Annotated in this window: 13 protein-coding genes; 11 read left to right on the top strand and 2 right to left on the bottom strand. The window is 46.3% G+C overall.

All coding sequences use genetic code 11. The features are described 5' to 3' along the window. Positions 1-206: 206 nt before the first annotated feature. The 6 genes from C7460_RS03990 (at position 207) to C7460_RS23465 (ending at position 6,227) form a co-directional block, all read left to right on the top strand. Complete coding sequence (locus tag C7460_RS03990) at positions 207-1,304, top strand: vWA domain-containing protein (RefSeq protein WP_115866792.1); 1,098 nt, start codon at positions 207-209, stop codon at positions 1,302-1,304. 21 nt (positions 1,305-1,325) lie between these two features. After that, positions 1,326-2,846 (top strand): magnesium chelatase, encoded by a 1,521-nt coding sequence (locus tag C7460_RS03985; RefSeq protein WP_115866791.1) that lies wholly within the window; start codon positions 1,326-1,328, stop codon positions 2,844-2,846. Between the two features lie 12 nt (positions 2,847-2,858). After that, positions 2,859-3,503 (top strand): AlbA family DNA-binding domain-containing protein, encoded by a 645-nt coding sequence (locus tag C7460_RS03980; protein ID WP_115866790.1) that lies wholly within the window; start codon positions 2,859-2,861, stop codon positions 3,501-3,503. A 91-nt stretch (positions 3,504-3,594) separates the two neighbouring features. After that, positions 3,595-4,935 (top strand): PhoH family protein, encoded by a 1,341-nt coding sequence (locus C7460_RS03975; protein WP_115866789.1) that lies wholly within the window; start codon positions 3,595-3,597, stop codon positions 4,933-4,935. Further along, a complete protein-coding gene (locus C7460_RS03970; protein ID WP_115866788.1) occupies positions 4,935-5,564 on the top strand; it encodes an MOSC domain-containing protein in 630 nt (209 codons plus the stop codon). The genes C7460_RS03975 and C7460_RS03970 overlap by 1 nt, the downstream gene beginning before the upstream one ends. Before the next feature lie 177 nt (positions 5,565-5,741). Further along, positions 5,742-6,227, top strand: a complete 486-nt coding sequence (locus tag C7460_RS23465) for a hypothetical protein (RefSeq protein ID WP_147302845.1) — start codon at positions 5,742-5,744, stop codon at positions 6,225-6,227. Between the two features lie 298 nt (positions 6,228-6,525). Here the strand turns inward: C7460_RS23465 and C7460_RS24505 are convergent, their stop codons facing one another. Continuing rightward, positions 6,526-6,717 (bottom strand): hypothetical protein, encoded by a 192-nt coding sequence (locus tag C7460_RS24505; protein WP_115866786.1) that lies wholly within the window; start codon positions 6,715-6,717, stop codon positions 6,526-6,528. A gap of 143 nt (positions 6,718-6,860) precedes the next feature. Here C7460_RS24505 and C7460_RS03955 point away from each other — a divergent pair, with 143 nt between their 5' ends. Continuing rightward, a complete protein-coding gene (locus tag C7460_RS03955) occupies positions 6,861-8,309 on the top strand; it encodes a BatD family protein (RefSeq protein ID WP_115866785.1) in 1,449 nt (482 codons plus the stop codon). Between the two features lie 4 nt (positions 8,310-8,313). Continuing rightward, complete coding sequence (gene aroC, locus C7460_RS03950) at positions 8,314-9,396, top strand: chorismate synthase (protein ID WP_115866784.1); 1,083 nt, start codon at positions 8,314-8,316, stop codon at positions 9,394-9,396. A 42-nt stretch (positions 9,397-9,438) separates the two neighbouring features. Here the strand turns inward: aroC and C7460_RS03945 are convergent, their stop codons facing one another. After that, a complete protein-coding gene (locus C7460_RS03945) occupies positions 9,439-10,614 on the bottom strand; it encodes a trans-sulfuration enzyme family protein (RefSeq protein WP_115866783.1) in 1,176 nt (391 codons plus the stop codon). Between the two features lie 173 nt (positions 10,615-10,787). On the opposite strand from C7460_RS03945, the gene C7460_RS03940 reads away from it, so the two are divergent. From C7460_RS03940 to C7460_RS03930, 3 genes are all read left to right on the top strand, one after another. After that, positions 10,788-11,105, top strand: a complete 318-nt coding sequence (locus C7460_RS03940; RefSeq protein ID WP_115866782.1) for a rhodanese-like domain-containing protein — start codon at positions 10,788-10,790, stop codon at positions 11,103-11,105. 121 nt (positions 11,106-11,226) lie between these two features. After that, the gene (locus C7460_RS03935) at positions 11,227-12,660 is read left to right on the top strand and encodes a tetratricopeptide repeat protein (RefSeq protein ID WP_115866781.1); all 1,434 of its coding nucleotides are present in this window, start codon (positions 11,227-11,229) and stop codon (positions 12,658-12,660) included. Then, entirely contained in the window at positions 12,653-14,281 is a 1,629-nt protein-coding gene (locus C7460_RS03930) for a tetratricopeptide repeat protein (RefSeq protein ID WP_221409447.1), read from the top strand. Before C7460_RS03935 ends, C7460_RS03930 begins: the two co-directional genes overlap by 8 nt. Positions 14,282-14,732 lie beyond the last annotated feature (451 nt).

The following is a 14,732-nucleotide window of genomic DNA, read 5'->3' as shown; positions in this document are numbered from 1 at the left end:
AAAGTAAAGACTGTGACAATTAAATTGGCGAATATGGGTTTACGTCCGGGCATGTCTAGGTGGTGTGGCGTTTACTAAATTTACAGGTTAATTTTTAAAACTGGAATTTTTAGGACCACCTACCTTGAAAAAAGGTGTTGATTTTCATGAATAATGGAAATCATTCCTCCAGATTATTAGTTTACTACTCCTAAAGCCCCATCGCAATGATAGGATATCGTTTTACTGAGTTTATTCCGGAGAAAGACAGTCAGAAATCCACGTTTGATAACCTGATGAATGTTTTTATGCAGCTCATGGTCATCACATCTGGCGATGTGTCAGAGGCCCTGAGCTGGCTTACTAACCTGGACAGACAGTATAACATCAGCAACGACGAATACGGCATTGGCGATTTCATAGAGGACTTGAAGGCTAAAGGGTACATTGCTGAAGAAACCCCGGGCGGAGAGTTTAAACTTACCGCCAAAAGCGAGCAGGCCATTCGTAAAAGTGCGCTGGAAGAAATTTTCGGTAAACTACGCAAAGGCGGGAAAGGCGATCATCGCACACAGCATTCTGGTAGGGGAGATGAGCTCAGTTCAGATTTTCGCGAGTTTCAGTTTGGCGATAGCCCTGAGCAAATAGAGCTCACCGAAAGCATTAAAAATGCTCAGATCAATCATGGATTCGGGGATTTTACGCTTACAGAAAATGACCTGGAGGTGCGCGAACGAGAATACAAAACCCAGACCTCCACAGTGCTGATGATTGACATCAGTCATTCTATGATCCTCTATGGTGAAGATCGAATCACTCCGGCCAAAAAGGTAGCCATGGCATTGGCAGAGCTGGTGACCAAGAAATACCCGAAAGATACACTGGATGTGATTGTGTTTGGTAATGATGCCTGGCAGATTCAGATCAAAGACTTGCCCTATCTGAACGTAGGCCCCTATCATACCAATACCGTGGCAGGCCTGGAGCTGGCCATGGATCTGCTCCGCCGCAGAAAAAATAAGAACAAGCAGATTTTTATGATCACCGATGGGAAGCCTACATGTTTGAAAGAGGGGATACGGTATTATAAAAACAGTTTTGGGCTAGACCCAAAAATCCTGAATAAAACCCTGAACCTGGCGGCCCAGTGTAAGCGCCTCAACATCCCGATTACCACCTTTATGATTGCCTCTGACCCTTATCTAAAGCAGTTTGTGCAAGAGTTTACGGAAGTAAACAGTGGCAATGCTTACTACAGTAGTTTGCAGGGGCTTGGCCATATGATTTTTGAAGATTACCGACGTAATCGCAGGAAAAACCTTTAATAAAAAGCTGATTTATTACGTATGAACTATCACGATATTCCAGCCGATAAGCTGATCAAAATTTCCACTTTGGGTGAGCTAAAGCAAGCCGGATACCAGCCCACGAGTATCAAAAACGAATTGCGCAACAACCTGGTGAAACACCTGGAAGCAGGCACAGATGTGTTTGAAGGAATATGGGGCTATGAAGATACGGTCATACCTGATATTCAGCGTGCCATTTTAGCACGGCACAACATCAACTTTCTGGGACTGAGAGGGCAGGCCAAAACCCGTATAGCTCGTATGATGACCCAGCTGTTGGATGAGTACATTCCGGTAATAGCAGGCTCGGACCTCAACGAGGACCCTTTAAAACCCATCAGCCAGCAAGGAAAGGCTATAGTGGAAGAGCAGGGCGACCATACGCCCATCAGCTGGTGGCATAGGTCGGAGCGGTATACGGAGAAACTCGCGACACCTGATGTGACCATTGCAGACCTTATTGGTGATGTGGATCCTATCAAAGCAGCCAGCTTAAAACTGCCCTATTCCGATTACCGGGTGATTCACTACGGACTCATTCCTCGGTCACATCGCAGCATCTTTGTGATCAACGAACTGCCTGATTTGCAGGCACGCATTCAGGTGGCCTTGTTTAACATCTTGCAGGAAGGTGATATTCAGATTCGAGGCTTCAAGCTGAGACTGCCACTGGATGTGCAGTTTGTATTTACTGCCAACCCTGAAGACTATACCAATAGAGGGAGCATTGTGACACCACTCAAAGACCGCATCGATAGTCAGATCATTACGCATTATCCCAAGTCTATTGAGATAGGGAAGCGCATCACTGAGCAGGAGGCCAGGCTGGAGCCGGTGCAGAAAGAATCAGTGGTGGTATTTGACCTGATGAAAGACCTGATAGAGCAGGTGGCTTTTGAGGCACGTGATAGTGAATATGTAGATGCTAAAAGTGGCGTGTCTGCACGCCTTACCATTAGCGCTTTTGAAAACCTGATAGCTGCTGCAGAGCGCCGCAGACTGCTAAGTGGTGAGAAACAAACTTTTACGCGCATTGCGGACTTGATAGGAGTGTTGCCGGCTATTACAGGCAAAGTAGAGCTCGTCTATGAAGGTGAGCAGGAAGGACCCGCTATCGTAGCTCAAAATCTGGTAGGCAAAGCTATTAGAAGCCAGTTTGTCAATTATTTTGACGACCCGGAGCAGATCAGAAAAAATAAGCAGGCCAAAAACCCGTATCAGGCCATTACAGATTGGTTTGGAGATGGCAATATGGTGGATCTGCTACATGATGCTCCTGAGAAAGAATACGAAAAAGAACTCATGCAAATACCCGGTCTGGAAGCACTAATAACTGCTCAGCACGGGAAGCAGTCCAAAGAATTCAAGCTATTTTTGATGGAATTTGCGCTTCATGGACTGGCCGAATACAGCATGCTTAGCAAGCACTCTCTGGAAAGAGGTATGCAGTTTAAAGACCTGCTGAGTAGCATGTTTTCCATGCCTGAAAATGGAGGTGAAGAGGATGAAGACTATTAATGGGACAACAAAATGGAACTGCGCGAGATCAAAAGGTTGGTCTATGGGGGTGAGAGTGCGCAAGTAGAGTTTAAACGCAAAATCAACCATCCCGAAAAGGTCATCCGCGAGGTGGTGGCCTTTGCCAATAGCGGAGGAGGACATCTGCTGGTAGGAGTAGACGATGACAAGTCGATTGTTGGATGTAAATATGCAGACGAAGAGCATTTTTTATTGCAAAAGGCCATCAGGGAACTGATACGTCCGGCGGTGAAGTATACCGCAGAGCTGATACCACTAAATGAAAAACGTGCCATTCTGCATTATGAAATATTTGCGGGCAATCGCAAACCTTATTTTGCTTTTGAGAAAAAGTACCACCGGTATGGAAAAGCCTTTGTAAGGGTGGAAGATCGGTCCATACAGGCGAGCCCGGAGATTCGAAAGATTTTGAAATTCAACAATGACCCCAAAGACACGCATTTTCAATATGGGGCGAATGAAAAGCTGCTCTTCAATTATCTGGATCAAAATGAAAAGGTGACGGTCAATGAATTTCGTGAAATGAGTGGGCTAGACTACCGGTCGGCTTCATCTACCATGGTGCAAATGGTGCTGGCCAATGCCCTTCGGATCATTCCTCGCGAGCAGGAGGATTGGTACATGGCTGTAGAATAAATTTTTGATAATTCACACTGTAGGTGTGGTGTTTTTAGTGCAGATTGATCATATTACAAGAGGTCACTTTTTTCACTCGAAGCACTGAGATATGGCTAAAACCACCGCAAAAGAGAAAAAGATTTTTGTTCTCGACACCTCCGTAATTCTTTATGCACATGATTCCATTTTAAACTTTGCTGAACACGATGTGGGCATACCCATAACCGTGCTGGAAGAGCTCGATACGTTCAAAAAAGGCAACGACACCAAAAACTTTGAAGCGCGTGAGTTTACGCGCTTGCTGGATAAGCTCGCAAAAGGCAAGCTGCTGCAGGAGTGGAATCCGCTCAATGGAAAAACCAAAGGCAAGTTTAAAGTGCTGATGGAGATGGACAGCAAGGTAGATGCCCACAAGGTATTTGGCGAACGCAAAAACGATCATAGCATTCTCAATGCAGCCCTCACGCTAAAACAACAAGAAAAAAAGCGGCAGGTAATACTGGTGAGCAAGGATATCAACCTCCGCCTTAAAGCCAAATCGCTAGACCTGCCGGCAGAAGATTACGAAACAGGCAAGATCAAAAATGTCAACACTCTGCATACCGGCAAGTACGAGATCAACAATGTGTCATCTGAAGTGATCGACGAGCTGTTTAAGAAAGGTCGTGTGGAAAAGAAAGCCGTATTGCCCAGGAAGAAGGCCATTGCCAATTCTTACTATATACTGAAAAGTGAGAAAAACAGTGTGCTTTCATACTACAACCCCACCGAAAACACTGTAGATAAAGTAGATAAAAATCCTGTATATGGCATAAAGCCTCGCAATGCAGAGCAGACCTTTGCCATCCACGCCATGATGGATCCAGAGATCAAGCTCGTGAGTATCAATGGTGTGGCGGGTACTGGCAAAACCCTCCTCGCTCTGGCCTCAGCCCTGGAGCAGCGCCGCAACTTTAAGCAGATTTACCTCGCCAGGCCCATCGTTCCGCTGAGCAACAAAGACATTGGTTACCTGCCCGGAGATATCAAAAGCAAGCTAAACCCGTACATGGAACCGCTTTGGGACAACCTGAAATTTATTCAGCACCAGTTCAAAGAAAGCGACAAGGAGTTTAAGCATATCACGGATATGGTCAACAAAGAGAAGCTCATGATCACGCCGCTGGCATATATCAGGGGCCGGAGCTTGTCCAATATTTTCTTCATCGTAGATGAGGCCCAAAACCTCACCCCGCATGAGATCAAGACGATCATTACGCGGGCGGGAGAAAACTGTAAAATTATCTTTACCGGAGACATATATCAGATCGATACGCCCTATCTGGACTCACAAAGTAATGGGCTCTCTTACCTGATAGACCGTATCCAGGACCACCCGATGTATGCACACATCACTTTGGAAAAAGGAGAACGCTCCGAATTGGCTAACCTGGCAAACGAACTGCTCTGATGGAAGTAATAGCCACTAATGTAGGGGAGCGCCAAACGGTAGCGTGGAAAGGAAAGTCCGTGGAAACGGGCATTTTCAAAAAACCGGTGTCAGCAGGTGTGACACTGGAAACTACTGATGTACGAGGAGATGCAGTGGTGGACAGAAAGTATCATGGCGGAGTAGACAAAGCTTGCTATCTGTACTCGGCAGATACTTATACTTTTTGGAAAGAGAAGTACCCGTCGTTGGATTGGGACTGGGGTATGTTTGGTGAAAACCTGACCGTAGAAGGCCTGGATGAACATCAGGTATGTATTGGTGATGTCTACCAACTCGGGGAGGCCGAAGTGGAGGTTTCAGAGCCCCGACAGCCCTGTTTCAAACTCGGTATTCGTTTCGGGACACAGCAGGTACTCAAAGACTTTATTGCCTATGGGCACTCTGGCGTTTATGTCAGGGTGATAAAAGAAGGGAAGGTACATGCTGGTGATAAGATGACCCTGGTTAGAAAAGGTAGTGATGTTTCGATCTGGGATGTGTTTCAGATGATTTATAAAAAGGAACAGGACCAACAAAAGATTGAAAGAGCGGTTGCTTTGCCCAAACTAGCAGAGAGTACACGAAAGCATCTGCAACAGCTGTTGTGAAATAATCGTTTTTAAGAACTGCTTTAGAAAATGCACCAGTTGATCTTGATCCAAGTGAAGTTGGATCCCTGCAGAGGAGCCTCTTAGAATGTTTTCGCTCCTACATTATTCAGATGATCAAAAGGCAGCTATTTTTAACCTATAATCAGCTTTCGTCTACCTGAGCGCCGCCTGCTGGTGAACGCAACGATTTTTGTCTTTAACGCAGAAATCCCCCATTACAACGCCCGCCTGCTGGCGAGGCATGCAGAAACCTTCCGCCTCAACGCAGGTTTTCACCCAATGAACGCAGGCTCCCACTTTCTCAACACAGAAACCTTCCACCTTAACGCAACTAGCTTCCGGGTGAACGCAGAAACCTTCCGCCTCAACGCGACTACCTTCCCTAGGAACGCAGGTATCTTCCGTCTTAGCGCAGGTGTCCACCATGTGAACGCAGGTGTCTTCCGTCTGAACGCAGCTATCTTCCCTGTCAGCGCAACTATCTTCCGCCTGAACGCAGGTATCCACCCAGTGAACGCAGAAACCTCCCGTTTGAATGCAACTACCTTCCGCCTCAACGCGGTTGCCTTCCATATGAACGCAGGCATCTTCCGTCTTAGCGCAGGTGTCCACCATATGAACGCCCGCCTGCCGGCGAGGCAGGCAGGGGACCCGTCCTAAAATTACTTGACAGGTTTTTGCTTAATGCTAATAATGGTTTACAGTGATAAATGATAATCCTAATTGTACTTTACCTGGATTTCATTAATCCCAGATGAAGTATACAGGCTAGGGTTAAGTCCTGCTTGGGTTTTACTGTCGATTGATTAATTATTTTTTCAATTTCGGAAAACATGAAAAGGGCGGGTCGATCTTCGAATATCCCTGTTAATTCATGAGTTTTTGGGTTGATCTGAGAAAAAACGAATGCACCATAGCGGACATAAAAAAACCTCCGGGGTGTGGAGGTTTCTGGCTCTTAAACCAAGGCTTGCGGGAAGCACTTGTCCAATATCGACTCATACATGTGACTAAATTTTTCATAGCACCAGTCTCTCAAATTTAAGATTTCATCGGGCACTAAGGAGTTTATTGCTTTTTTCAACTCCTTTTCAAACAGCCATCGATCAAAACTCACTTTCGAGAGGATGGTTTTGAAGTACTCTAACATAAATGCAAATTTTTGTTAAAGGGTTAACTAACAATGTAAATTTGACGTTTTCCTTTGAAAAAGTCATTAGCAAAAAGTTAAACAATTTTTAGCTTTGACACAAGGTAAAAACGAATTCTTGCAAACGATTTCAAAACGTACACATGTTTAAAACGAGAGTTGTAGGGTTGGGTTTGATTTTTATGCTTCTTTTTTCAGTAATGGCACTGGCTCAGGAGAAGCGTATAGAGACAGGACCCACCAAAGTGGCACTGAATCAGTACTTTAAGGTCACCATTACAGTAGAGAATGAGCGACTAAAAAACTACAGCCCGTTTCCTGAGATAGAGGGTTTTGTAAAGAGAGGCACCTCTTCCTCCACCTCCACGAGCTTTATCAACGGGCGCATGACGAGCTCCCAAAGCATCACCCAAAACTATCAGCCATCCAGAGAGGGAACTTTTACGGTGCGTGACTATATCATGGACATCAATGGAGAAAAAGTTTCCGCTCCGCCTTTTACCATTACCGTGGGGCCTCCAGCGCAGCAGCAACAGCGCCGTTCTGTCGATCCGTTTGCGGATCCTTTTGATCGTTTTAGAAATCGTGACAGCCAGCCTACGGAATTTGTAGATGTAGAGGCAGATGCATTTTTGGCACTTACTACAGATAAGAAAGACGTTTTTGTAGGTGAGGGCTTTACTACTACGCTGGCATTCTACGTGGCTGAGTCCAATCGTGCGGACATGCGCTTTTATGACCTGGGCAAACAGATCACAGAAATCGTCAAAAACATCAAACCGGCCAATTGCTGGGAAGAGAATTTCAACATCGACAACATCAACGGTGAGCCCGTCACGATCAACAATCGTGGCTATACACAGTATAAAATCTATCAGGCGGCATTTTACCCACTCAATGCAGAAGCTATTTCTTTTCCTTCCGTAGGCCTGAAACTGATCAAATACAAAGTGGCTAAGAATCCGTCATTCTTTGGGAGAAACCGTAAAGAGGATTTTGAAACGTTCTATTCTAAGCCAAAGACTGTAGAGGTGCGTGAGTTGCCACCACACCCACTGCGTGATCGGGTAGCGGTGGGAGATTACCGACTTGCCGAGCGCATTGGAGGTCTGCAGCTCAAAACCGGGGAGAGCTTCAATTACCAGTTTAATATTCTGGGAGAAGGAAATATCAGCTCTGTGGAAGAGCCCATTCTGCCGGAAACAGACGTCTTTGATTTTTATGCACCCAATGTAAAGCAGAATATTACCCGCTCTGCCGGACGCGTGAAGGGAACAAAGAGTTTTGCCTACTATGGCATCCCTAATGAGCCTGGAGAGTACAACCTTGGAGACTTTTTTCAGTGGTATTTTTTCAATCCTGAAAAAGAACAATACGACACACTCCGCTCTCAGCAAGTGCTTACTGTCACTGGTGAGAGCCGCAAAAATGAGTACATTCTGTCCAATGACATGGGATCCTTTTATGATGGGATTGAATTTAAAGACAATACCCTCACAAGTTTGGATGGAAGCTCGTGGATGAAGATATTTGCCAACATCTTTATTCTGGCAATGCTGGCATTGACAGTATTTATCTTCATCCGAAAGTAATTTCATGGGAAACATATTTGGTAAAATCTTCAGCATCACCACCTTTGGTGAGTCACATGGTGCTGCGATAGGTGTCACAATCAATGGCTGTCCTGCGGGCATTCCAGTAGATCTGGAGTTTATCCAGCAGGAGCTGGCACGCCGCAAACCCGGCCAGTCCAAAATCACTACTCAGCGCAAAGAGGAGGATCAGGTAGAAATACTTTCGGGGGTCTTTGAGGACAAAACCACAGGTACACCGATAGCGCTTTTGATTCGGAACAAGGATCAGAAAAGTAAAGATTACAGCCACATAGCCGACAAGTTTCGTCCATCGCATGCAGATTACACCTACGAGACCAAATATGGCATCCGCGATTACCGGGGAGGCGGCAGAAGCTCAGCCAGAGAGACGGCCGCTCGTGTAGCAGCAGGGGCCATTGCCAAGCTGATGCTCAAAGAATTTGGAATCACTTTTCATGCCTATGTATCACAAGTAGGTACACTCAAGCTGGACAAACACTACACGGAGTTAGACTTGCCAAAAGCGGAAGAAAACGCCGTGCGCTGCCCGGATCAGGAGGTGGCACAGCAGATGTTTGATTACATCGATGATATTAGAAAGCAACAGGATACCGTGGGCGGAGTAGTCACTGGAGTGATTCAGGGTGTGCCTGCGGGACTTGGAGAGCCTGCTTTTGATAAGCTGCATGCAGAGCTGGGCAAAGCCATGCTCAGTATCAATGCGGTGAAAGGATTTGAGTATGGAAGCGGTTTTGAAGGTGTACAAATGAAAGGCTCCGAACACAACGATGCGTTCTATACAGAGGATGGGGTGGTAAAAACCAAAACCAATCATTCTGGCGGTATACAAGGAGGGATATCCAATGGTCAGGACATCTACTTCAATGTTGCTTTTAAGCCTGTAGCCACCATCATGCAAGATCAGGCGAGTATAGATAAGGATGGGAATAAAGCTGTAGTGTCTGGCAAAGGCCGTCATGACCCCTGTGTGGTGCCCAGAGCAGTGCCTATTGTGGAAGCCATGTCGGCACTGGTCATTGCAGACTACTTACTCATCGCCCGTACCAATAAGGTAAAATTTTAAATCCATCTCAAAAGGCGCACATCATCGTTGCGCCTTTTTCCTTTATTTGGACTTGTTCAGTGCCTGCTCTATATCAGCAATGATGTCGTCCAGGTGTTCCAGGCCTACAGATACGCGCACTAGTCCAGCAGTGATGCCTACAGCTTCGCGTTCTTCTTCAGATAATTTACTATGGGTGGTAGATGCCGGGTGCGTAGCTATGGTGCGGGTGTCGCCCAGGTTGGCAGATAGCGAAATCATCTCCAGGGCATCCAAAAAGCGCCTGCCTTGCGCTATACCACCCTCCAGCTCGAAAGTCACGATTCCACCACCAGTGCGCATTTGTTTTTTGGCTAGCTCGTATTGGGGGAAGGATGCTAAAAACGGATACCTCACTTGTTTGAGTCCTGCGCTACCTTCCAGGTGTTGTGCAAGAGCTAGTGCATTTTCACTATGCTTTTCCATACGCACGGCCAGTGTTTCCAGGCTTTTGGAGAGCAGCCAGCCATTAAACGGCGACATGGAGGGCCCGGTATGCCGAGCCATAAATTTTATCTCTGGAAATAGCTCCTCAGAGGTCACAATGGCCCCGCCAATAGCACGTCCCTGCCCGTCGATGAATTTTGTAGCTGAGTGCGTGACGATATCCGCCCCGAATTTGATTGGGTTTTGCACGTAAGGCGTAGCAAAGCAGTTGTCTACATTGACAATGATGCCTTTCTCCTTGCCCAGCTTACAGATAAACTCCAGGTCTATCAGGTCCAACGCCGGATTGCTGGGAGTCTCCAGGAAAATCATTTTCGTATTGGGCTGTATAGCCTTTTCCCATCCATCATCGTCTGTGGTGTCTACAAACGTATGGGTGATGCCCCATTTTGGTAGTAGTTTGGTGAGGATCTGGTGGGTAGACCCAAAAAGCGAACGGGATGCCACTACATGGTCTCCACTGCTTAGAAAAGCAGCCAGGCTGGTAAACATTGCTGCCATCCCGCTGGCCATGGCCATGCCCGTTTCGCCACCTTCCAGCAGACAAAGTTTTTGGATAAACTCGTCCGTGTTCGGGTTAGAGTACCTGGAGTAGATGTTGCCTTCTTTCTCCTCAGCAAAAAGTGCGCGGGCATCTTCTGCGTCCTCAAACTTGAAACTAGAGGTCATATAGATGGGTGCAGAGTGCTCTTTTTGAGAAGAACGCTCTATTTGATGTCGTATGGCGGCAGTTTCGAACTTTTTATCACTCATCACATTTATCTTTGTGGCTGGATCTGGTTAATTGGCGTGGCTTTTTATAACATTGAAAGCCAAAACGAAGCCTTAAAGCTAAATCAGGAGGCTGGAAGTAAAAACAACCACCTGATATTTAGCCAGGTAGCGGCTGTTATTTTGTGAAACTGGCAAAAACGAAATCAAAATCTATGAAATCAATAACTGTAAAAGAACTGAAGTCCATGAAGGACAGTGGTGAGGATTTTCAGCTCATCGATGTGCGTGAGCCCAATGAATATGAAGTAGCCGAAATTGGTGGTGAGCTCATTCCCCTGGCTACTGTGCCACAAAATGCTGATAAGTTTGCCAAAGACAAAAAAGTGGTGGTACACTGCCGCAGCGGTAAGCGCAGTGCCAATGCTATTCAGTTTCTAGAGCAACAGCATGGCTTTGACAACCTCTATAATCTTGAGGGTGGAATCTTGGCCTGGTCAGACGAAATTGATCCCGGAGTAGCTAAGTATTAAGAATTTTTATGTCCGGAAACTTGAGAATATCTGGTTTCTGGACTTCCTTTCCTTTGAGTTCTGTAGGTGGGCAGCTCCTTTTTATCTAATTTTAAATAAGAATTATGCTACGCCTTGCCTAATGTCACTGCTTTACTCACGAAGAAATCACCTGCTCGCTGTTTGTCTGGTTGTTTTGGCTTTGTTTGCCAAATCCCAACCCAAACAGGACGTCTTACGTCTCCTCTCGCAGAGTAAAAGCCTCGAAGAATCCTCTCCCGATAGTGCGCTCACTTTTGCGCAGGAAGCCTTAATGCTCGCTGAGCAACAAGATCTGGATACTTTACTTGCCAAAGTGCATGTCGCCCTTGGAGCGGCATGGAGCAACCGTGGCAACTATGAAAAATCTCTTGAGCATTCTATGAAAGCAGCAGCGTATGCAAGGGAATACGGAGATACCCTTGCATTGATCGATGCGGTGAATAGCATTGGTATTGACCTTTTTTATCAGGAAGATTATGCAAAAGCTGCCGGGTACTTTCAGGAAGTACAGCAGCTGGCTGTACGCATTGGTGATTCTTTGCGATTAGGACATGCGCTCAATAATCAGGGGCTTGTTGTGGGTTACCTGGAAAATTTAGATCAGGAGCTCATCCTATACGAACAGGCTCGGGATGTGTTTGCCGCCATAGGCGAGCAGGAAGGATATGCCAATACCTTGCTCAATGCTGGTACAGTACACACCACGCTGGGTGCGTATGAGGAGGCTTCTCATTATTTTGAGCAGGCATTAGCGGTATATCAGGAGCTAGGCTTTGCCATTCCAGTGGAACAAACGCTGCAAAGTATGAGCGAAAATTTGCTTGCTCAGGGTCGATATGCTCAGGCCCTGGACAAAGCTCAGGAGGCTTTGCGAATAGCTCGCGAAAATAGTGTGATGCAGGATGTGCTTTACTCGCTGGGGCTCATTCAAAAAGCTTATAAGGGACTGGGAGCATATCGGCAGGCATATGCCTATCAGCAGCAGGCACATGCGCTGAATGATTCACTTTTTAACCTGGAAAAGCAGCAAATAATCAGTGAGCTCAACGCCCAATACGACGCAGAGCGTAAACAGCAGCAGATCGAGCTGTTGCAAGCCCAAAACAGCCTGAAAGATGTACGCCTGGCAAGCACACGCCGCATGTTGATCATCACCATAGCTGGAGGCGTTGCAGTGATTACCGTTTTGCTCATCATCTACTTTTTATACCGTAGAAAGCAGCGTGCAGAGCACGAGGCAAGAGAGTTGCGAATAGAGGCATTGCAAAAGCGATTGCTGGACCTGCGCATGCAAACTGGCGCTATCAAAGAACTGCCTGCTTTGGAGGTGCTCAATGGGATGCTGCATAACCAGCTCACAGAACGGGAATATGAAACACTAAAACTAAGCCTGGCTAACAAAACCAATGCTGAAATAGCAGATACACTTTTTGTGTCGGTGAGTACGGTGAAGTTTCACTTGCGAAACATCTATGCCAAGCTTGGAGTGACCAATAGAAAAGAAGCCATCGCCTATGTGGTCCGCAATGCGTAACCTGGCTGTGGTGCTATTTCTGAGCGTGTCTTGTCTGGAGGCTCAGGACCTAACAGTAGATAGCCTCATTCAGCAGGAGCAATACCAGGATGCAAAAGCCTATTGTGAATCGGTTTTGGTAGAAAATGTTGAGGAGATTAATACCGCATTTTATATGTCCAGACTGGGGGATATCTATTACTACCTTGGTGATTTGCGACAGTCGTTGCGGTATTACTTACAGGCTGCAGAGGATGATCAGATGGCATCACCATTAAATGACAACCTGAGACAGGAAACCTATAGTTATTTAGGCTTTGTCTATCGGGAGCTGGGACTTGATCAAGAAGCGGAACACTACATAAATGAAAGTCTCCAATTGGCACGGCAGCTACATGATACGGTGGAGCAAGCGATAGCTTTCTACAATCTCGGTACAGTAATGCTCCAGCAAGGCGCTATAGATAGTGCGATGTATATGCTGCAGCAGGCTTATGAAATAGACGTGGCCAGGAAAGATACAGCAGCCATTGGCTTTGACCTTACGCTGATGGGTAGTGCCATGATGAAAACGGGAAATCCCGAAAAAGCCATAAAGCATTACAGGGAATCAATCGAGCTACTACTGGTAAGTAGCGGCAATTACAATTCGATGGCTAAGCGATGTAGTATGCTGGCACAAGCGTACATGGCTAATGCCGAGTGGGACAGTGCGCAGGCCTATGTAGAAAAAGCCCTGGCCATTTATTCGGAGGGCAGTGATAGTGTGCACATTGCCCAGCAATGGATCACGCTCGGTCAGCTTACCAATCTGCAGCAGCGGCATTCGGTCGCATTAGATTATGCAAATCAGGCATTAAATGTCTTGGAGCACTACCCAAGAGGGCTCAACACGCTGAAGGCTAATGAGGTCAGATTTCAGGCATATCAAGGGTTGGGAAAGCTCCAATCGGCCCTGGGTGTCAACGATCAATCGCTGGAGCTAGCTGTTCAGCTTGGGCTCATAGAGCAGGTGAGGGATGCTTATCTGGATCGATCTGAGCTCCTGGAGCGTATGCAAAACCATAAAGAAGCACTTTCAGCTTATAAGATGGCACAGCAATACTCAGACTCGCTTGCTCAAATGGAGCGTGATCGGGTGGCAGAGGCCATGCGGGTGCGGTATGATGCTGAAAAAGTGGCAAGTGAAAATCAAGTGTTGCTGCTGGAAAATACGGTAGCAAAAAATCGAATAGCCCGCAGGGAGTCGGAAATGCGGCTGCTAGTGGCTATTGGGGTTGTGGTGCTTTTGCTAATCACAGGTGGTGCCTGGCTGGTAGTCAGTAGGTCACGAATGAAAGAAAAGTTACTCATAGCAGAGGTGAACGAACTACGCGCTCGGATTCGGGGTATTCTTGATTTTAAGCCAGAGCAGGTAGGTGTGGCTAAGGAGCAAATCAATGAGTCGCTGGAAGAAACGCTTAGTGATCGTGAATTTGAGATTCTCAATCTCGTGCTGAGCAACAAAAGCAATGGGCAAATTGCCGAGGAGTTGTTCGTTTCTATCAATACGGTGAAATTTCATTTAAAGAATATCTACACCAAGCTTGGCGTGTCCAACCGCAAGGAGGCACTCAAGTTTGTGGTTCAGGTGTCTTCATGATCTACATGGAGAATTAAAACTACCCGCAAGGGTAGGATAAATACTACCCCTAAAGGATAGGTAGATAAAAAGCTGAATATCTGAAATTGAGAAGTATAAAAATCACTTGAAAAGCTTCATGCCATGAATGCTCTGGACTTTTAACTGACGAATGATCTGATCTGTCGATAACGGAAGTTTTCTTCCATTTTGTCTCCGGTATAAAAAATAATTGCGCAGTTTTTGGCTGTCAAAACCTAGGGCGATCTCCGGAAATTGAGTCATTTTCGGAGTGTGGGCCGATTCCATAGGGATCGGCCTTTTTTAGCGTGCGCCCGGCAGGGCGCAAATACTTGGAGGTGAGTTTTTTTTTTTAAAAAAAAAGGGACAAGTCCTCTGTACGCCCGATGAGGGGAAGTACTAGCTGAGCGGCAAGTGTATTGTCTGTGAAGACCTGCATGAAGGAAGCCGA

Origin of the sequence: Marinoscillum furvescens DSM 4134 (genome assembly GCF_003386095.1) — a bacterium.
Classification (GTDB): domain Bacteria; phylum Bacteroidota; class Bacteroidia; order Cytophagales; family Cyclobacteriaceae; genus Marinoscillum; species Marinoscillum furvescens.
Note: the sequence above shows the minus strand (reverse complement) of the source record. Positions and strands in the feature narration are given on the sequence as shown.

Excerpts from the sequence above, each read along its gene's own strand:
- C7460_RS03990 (WP_115866792.1), top strand. The coding sequence starts at position 207 with ATGATAGGATATCGTTTTACTGAGTTTATTCCGGAGAAAGACAGTCAG.
- C7460_RS03985 (WP_115866791.1), top strand. The coding sequence starts at position 1,326 with ATGAACTATCACGATATTCCAGCCGATAAGCTGATCAAAATTTCCACT.
- C7460_RS03980 (WP_115866790.1), top strand. The coding sequence starts at position 2,859 with ATGGAACTGCGCGAGATCAAAAGGTTGGTCTATGGGGGTGAGAGTGCG.
- C7460_RS03975 (WP_115866789.1), top strand. The coding sequence starts at position 3,595 with ATGGCTAAAACCACCGCAAAAGAGAAAAAGATTTTTGTTCTCGACACC.
- C7460_RS03970 (WP_115866788.1), top strand. The coding sequence starts at position 4,935 with ATGGAAGTAATAGCCACTAATGTAGGGGAGCGCCAAACGGTAGCGTGG.
- C7460_RS24505 (WP_115866786.1), bottom strand. The coding sequence starts at position 6,717 with ATGTTAGAGTACTTCAAAACCATCCTCTCGAAAGTGAGTTTTGATCGA.
- C7460_RS03955 (WP_115866785.1), top strand. The coding sequence starts at position 6,861 with ATGTTTAAAACGAGAGTTGTAGGGTTGGGTTTGATTTTTATGCTTCTT.
- aroC (WP_115866784.1), top strand. The coding sequence starts at position 8,314 with ATGGGAAACATATTTGGTAAAATCTTCAGCATCACCACCTTTGGTGAG.
- C7460_RS03945 (WP_115866783.1), bottom strand. The coding sequence starts at position 10,614 with ATGAGTGATAAAAAGTTCGAAACTGCCGCCATACGACATCAAATAGAG.
- C7460_RS03940 (WP_115866782.1), top strand. The coding sequence starts at position 10,788 with ATGAAATCAATAACTGTAAAAGAACTGAAGTCCATGAAGGACAGTGGT.
- C7460_RS03935 (WP_115866781.1), top strand. The coding sequence starts at position 11,227 with ATGTCACTGCTTTACTCACGAAGAAATCACCTGCTCGCTGTTTGTCTG.
- C7460_RS03930 (WP_221409447.1), top strand. The coding sequence starts at position 12,653 with ATGCGTAACCTGGCTGTGGTGCTATTTCTGAGCGTGTCTTGTCTGGAG.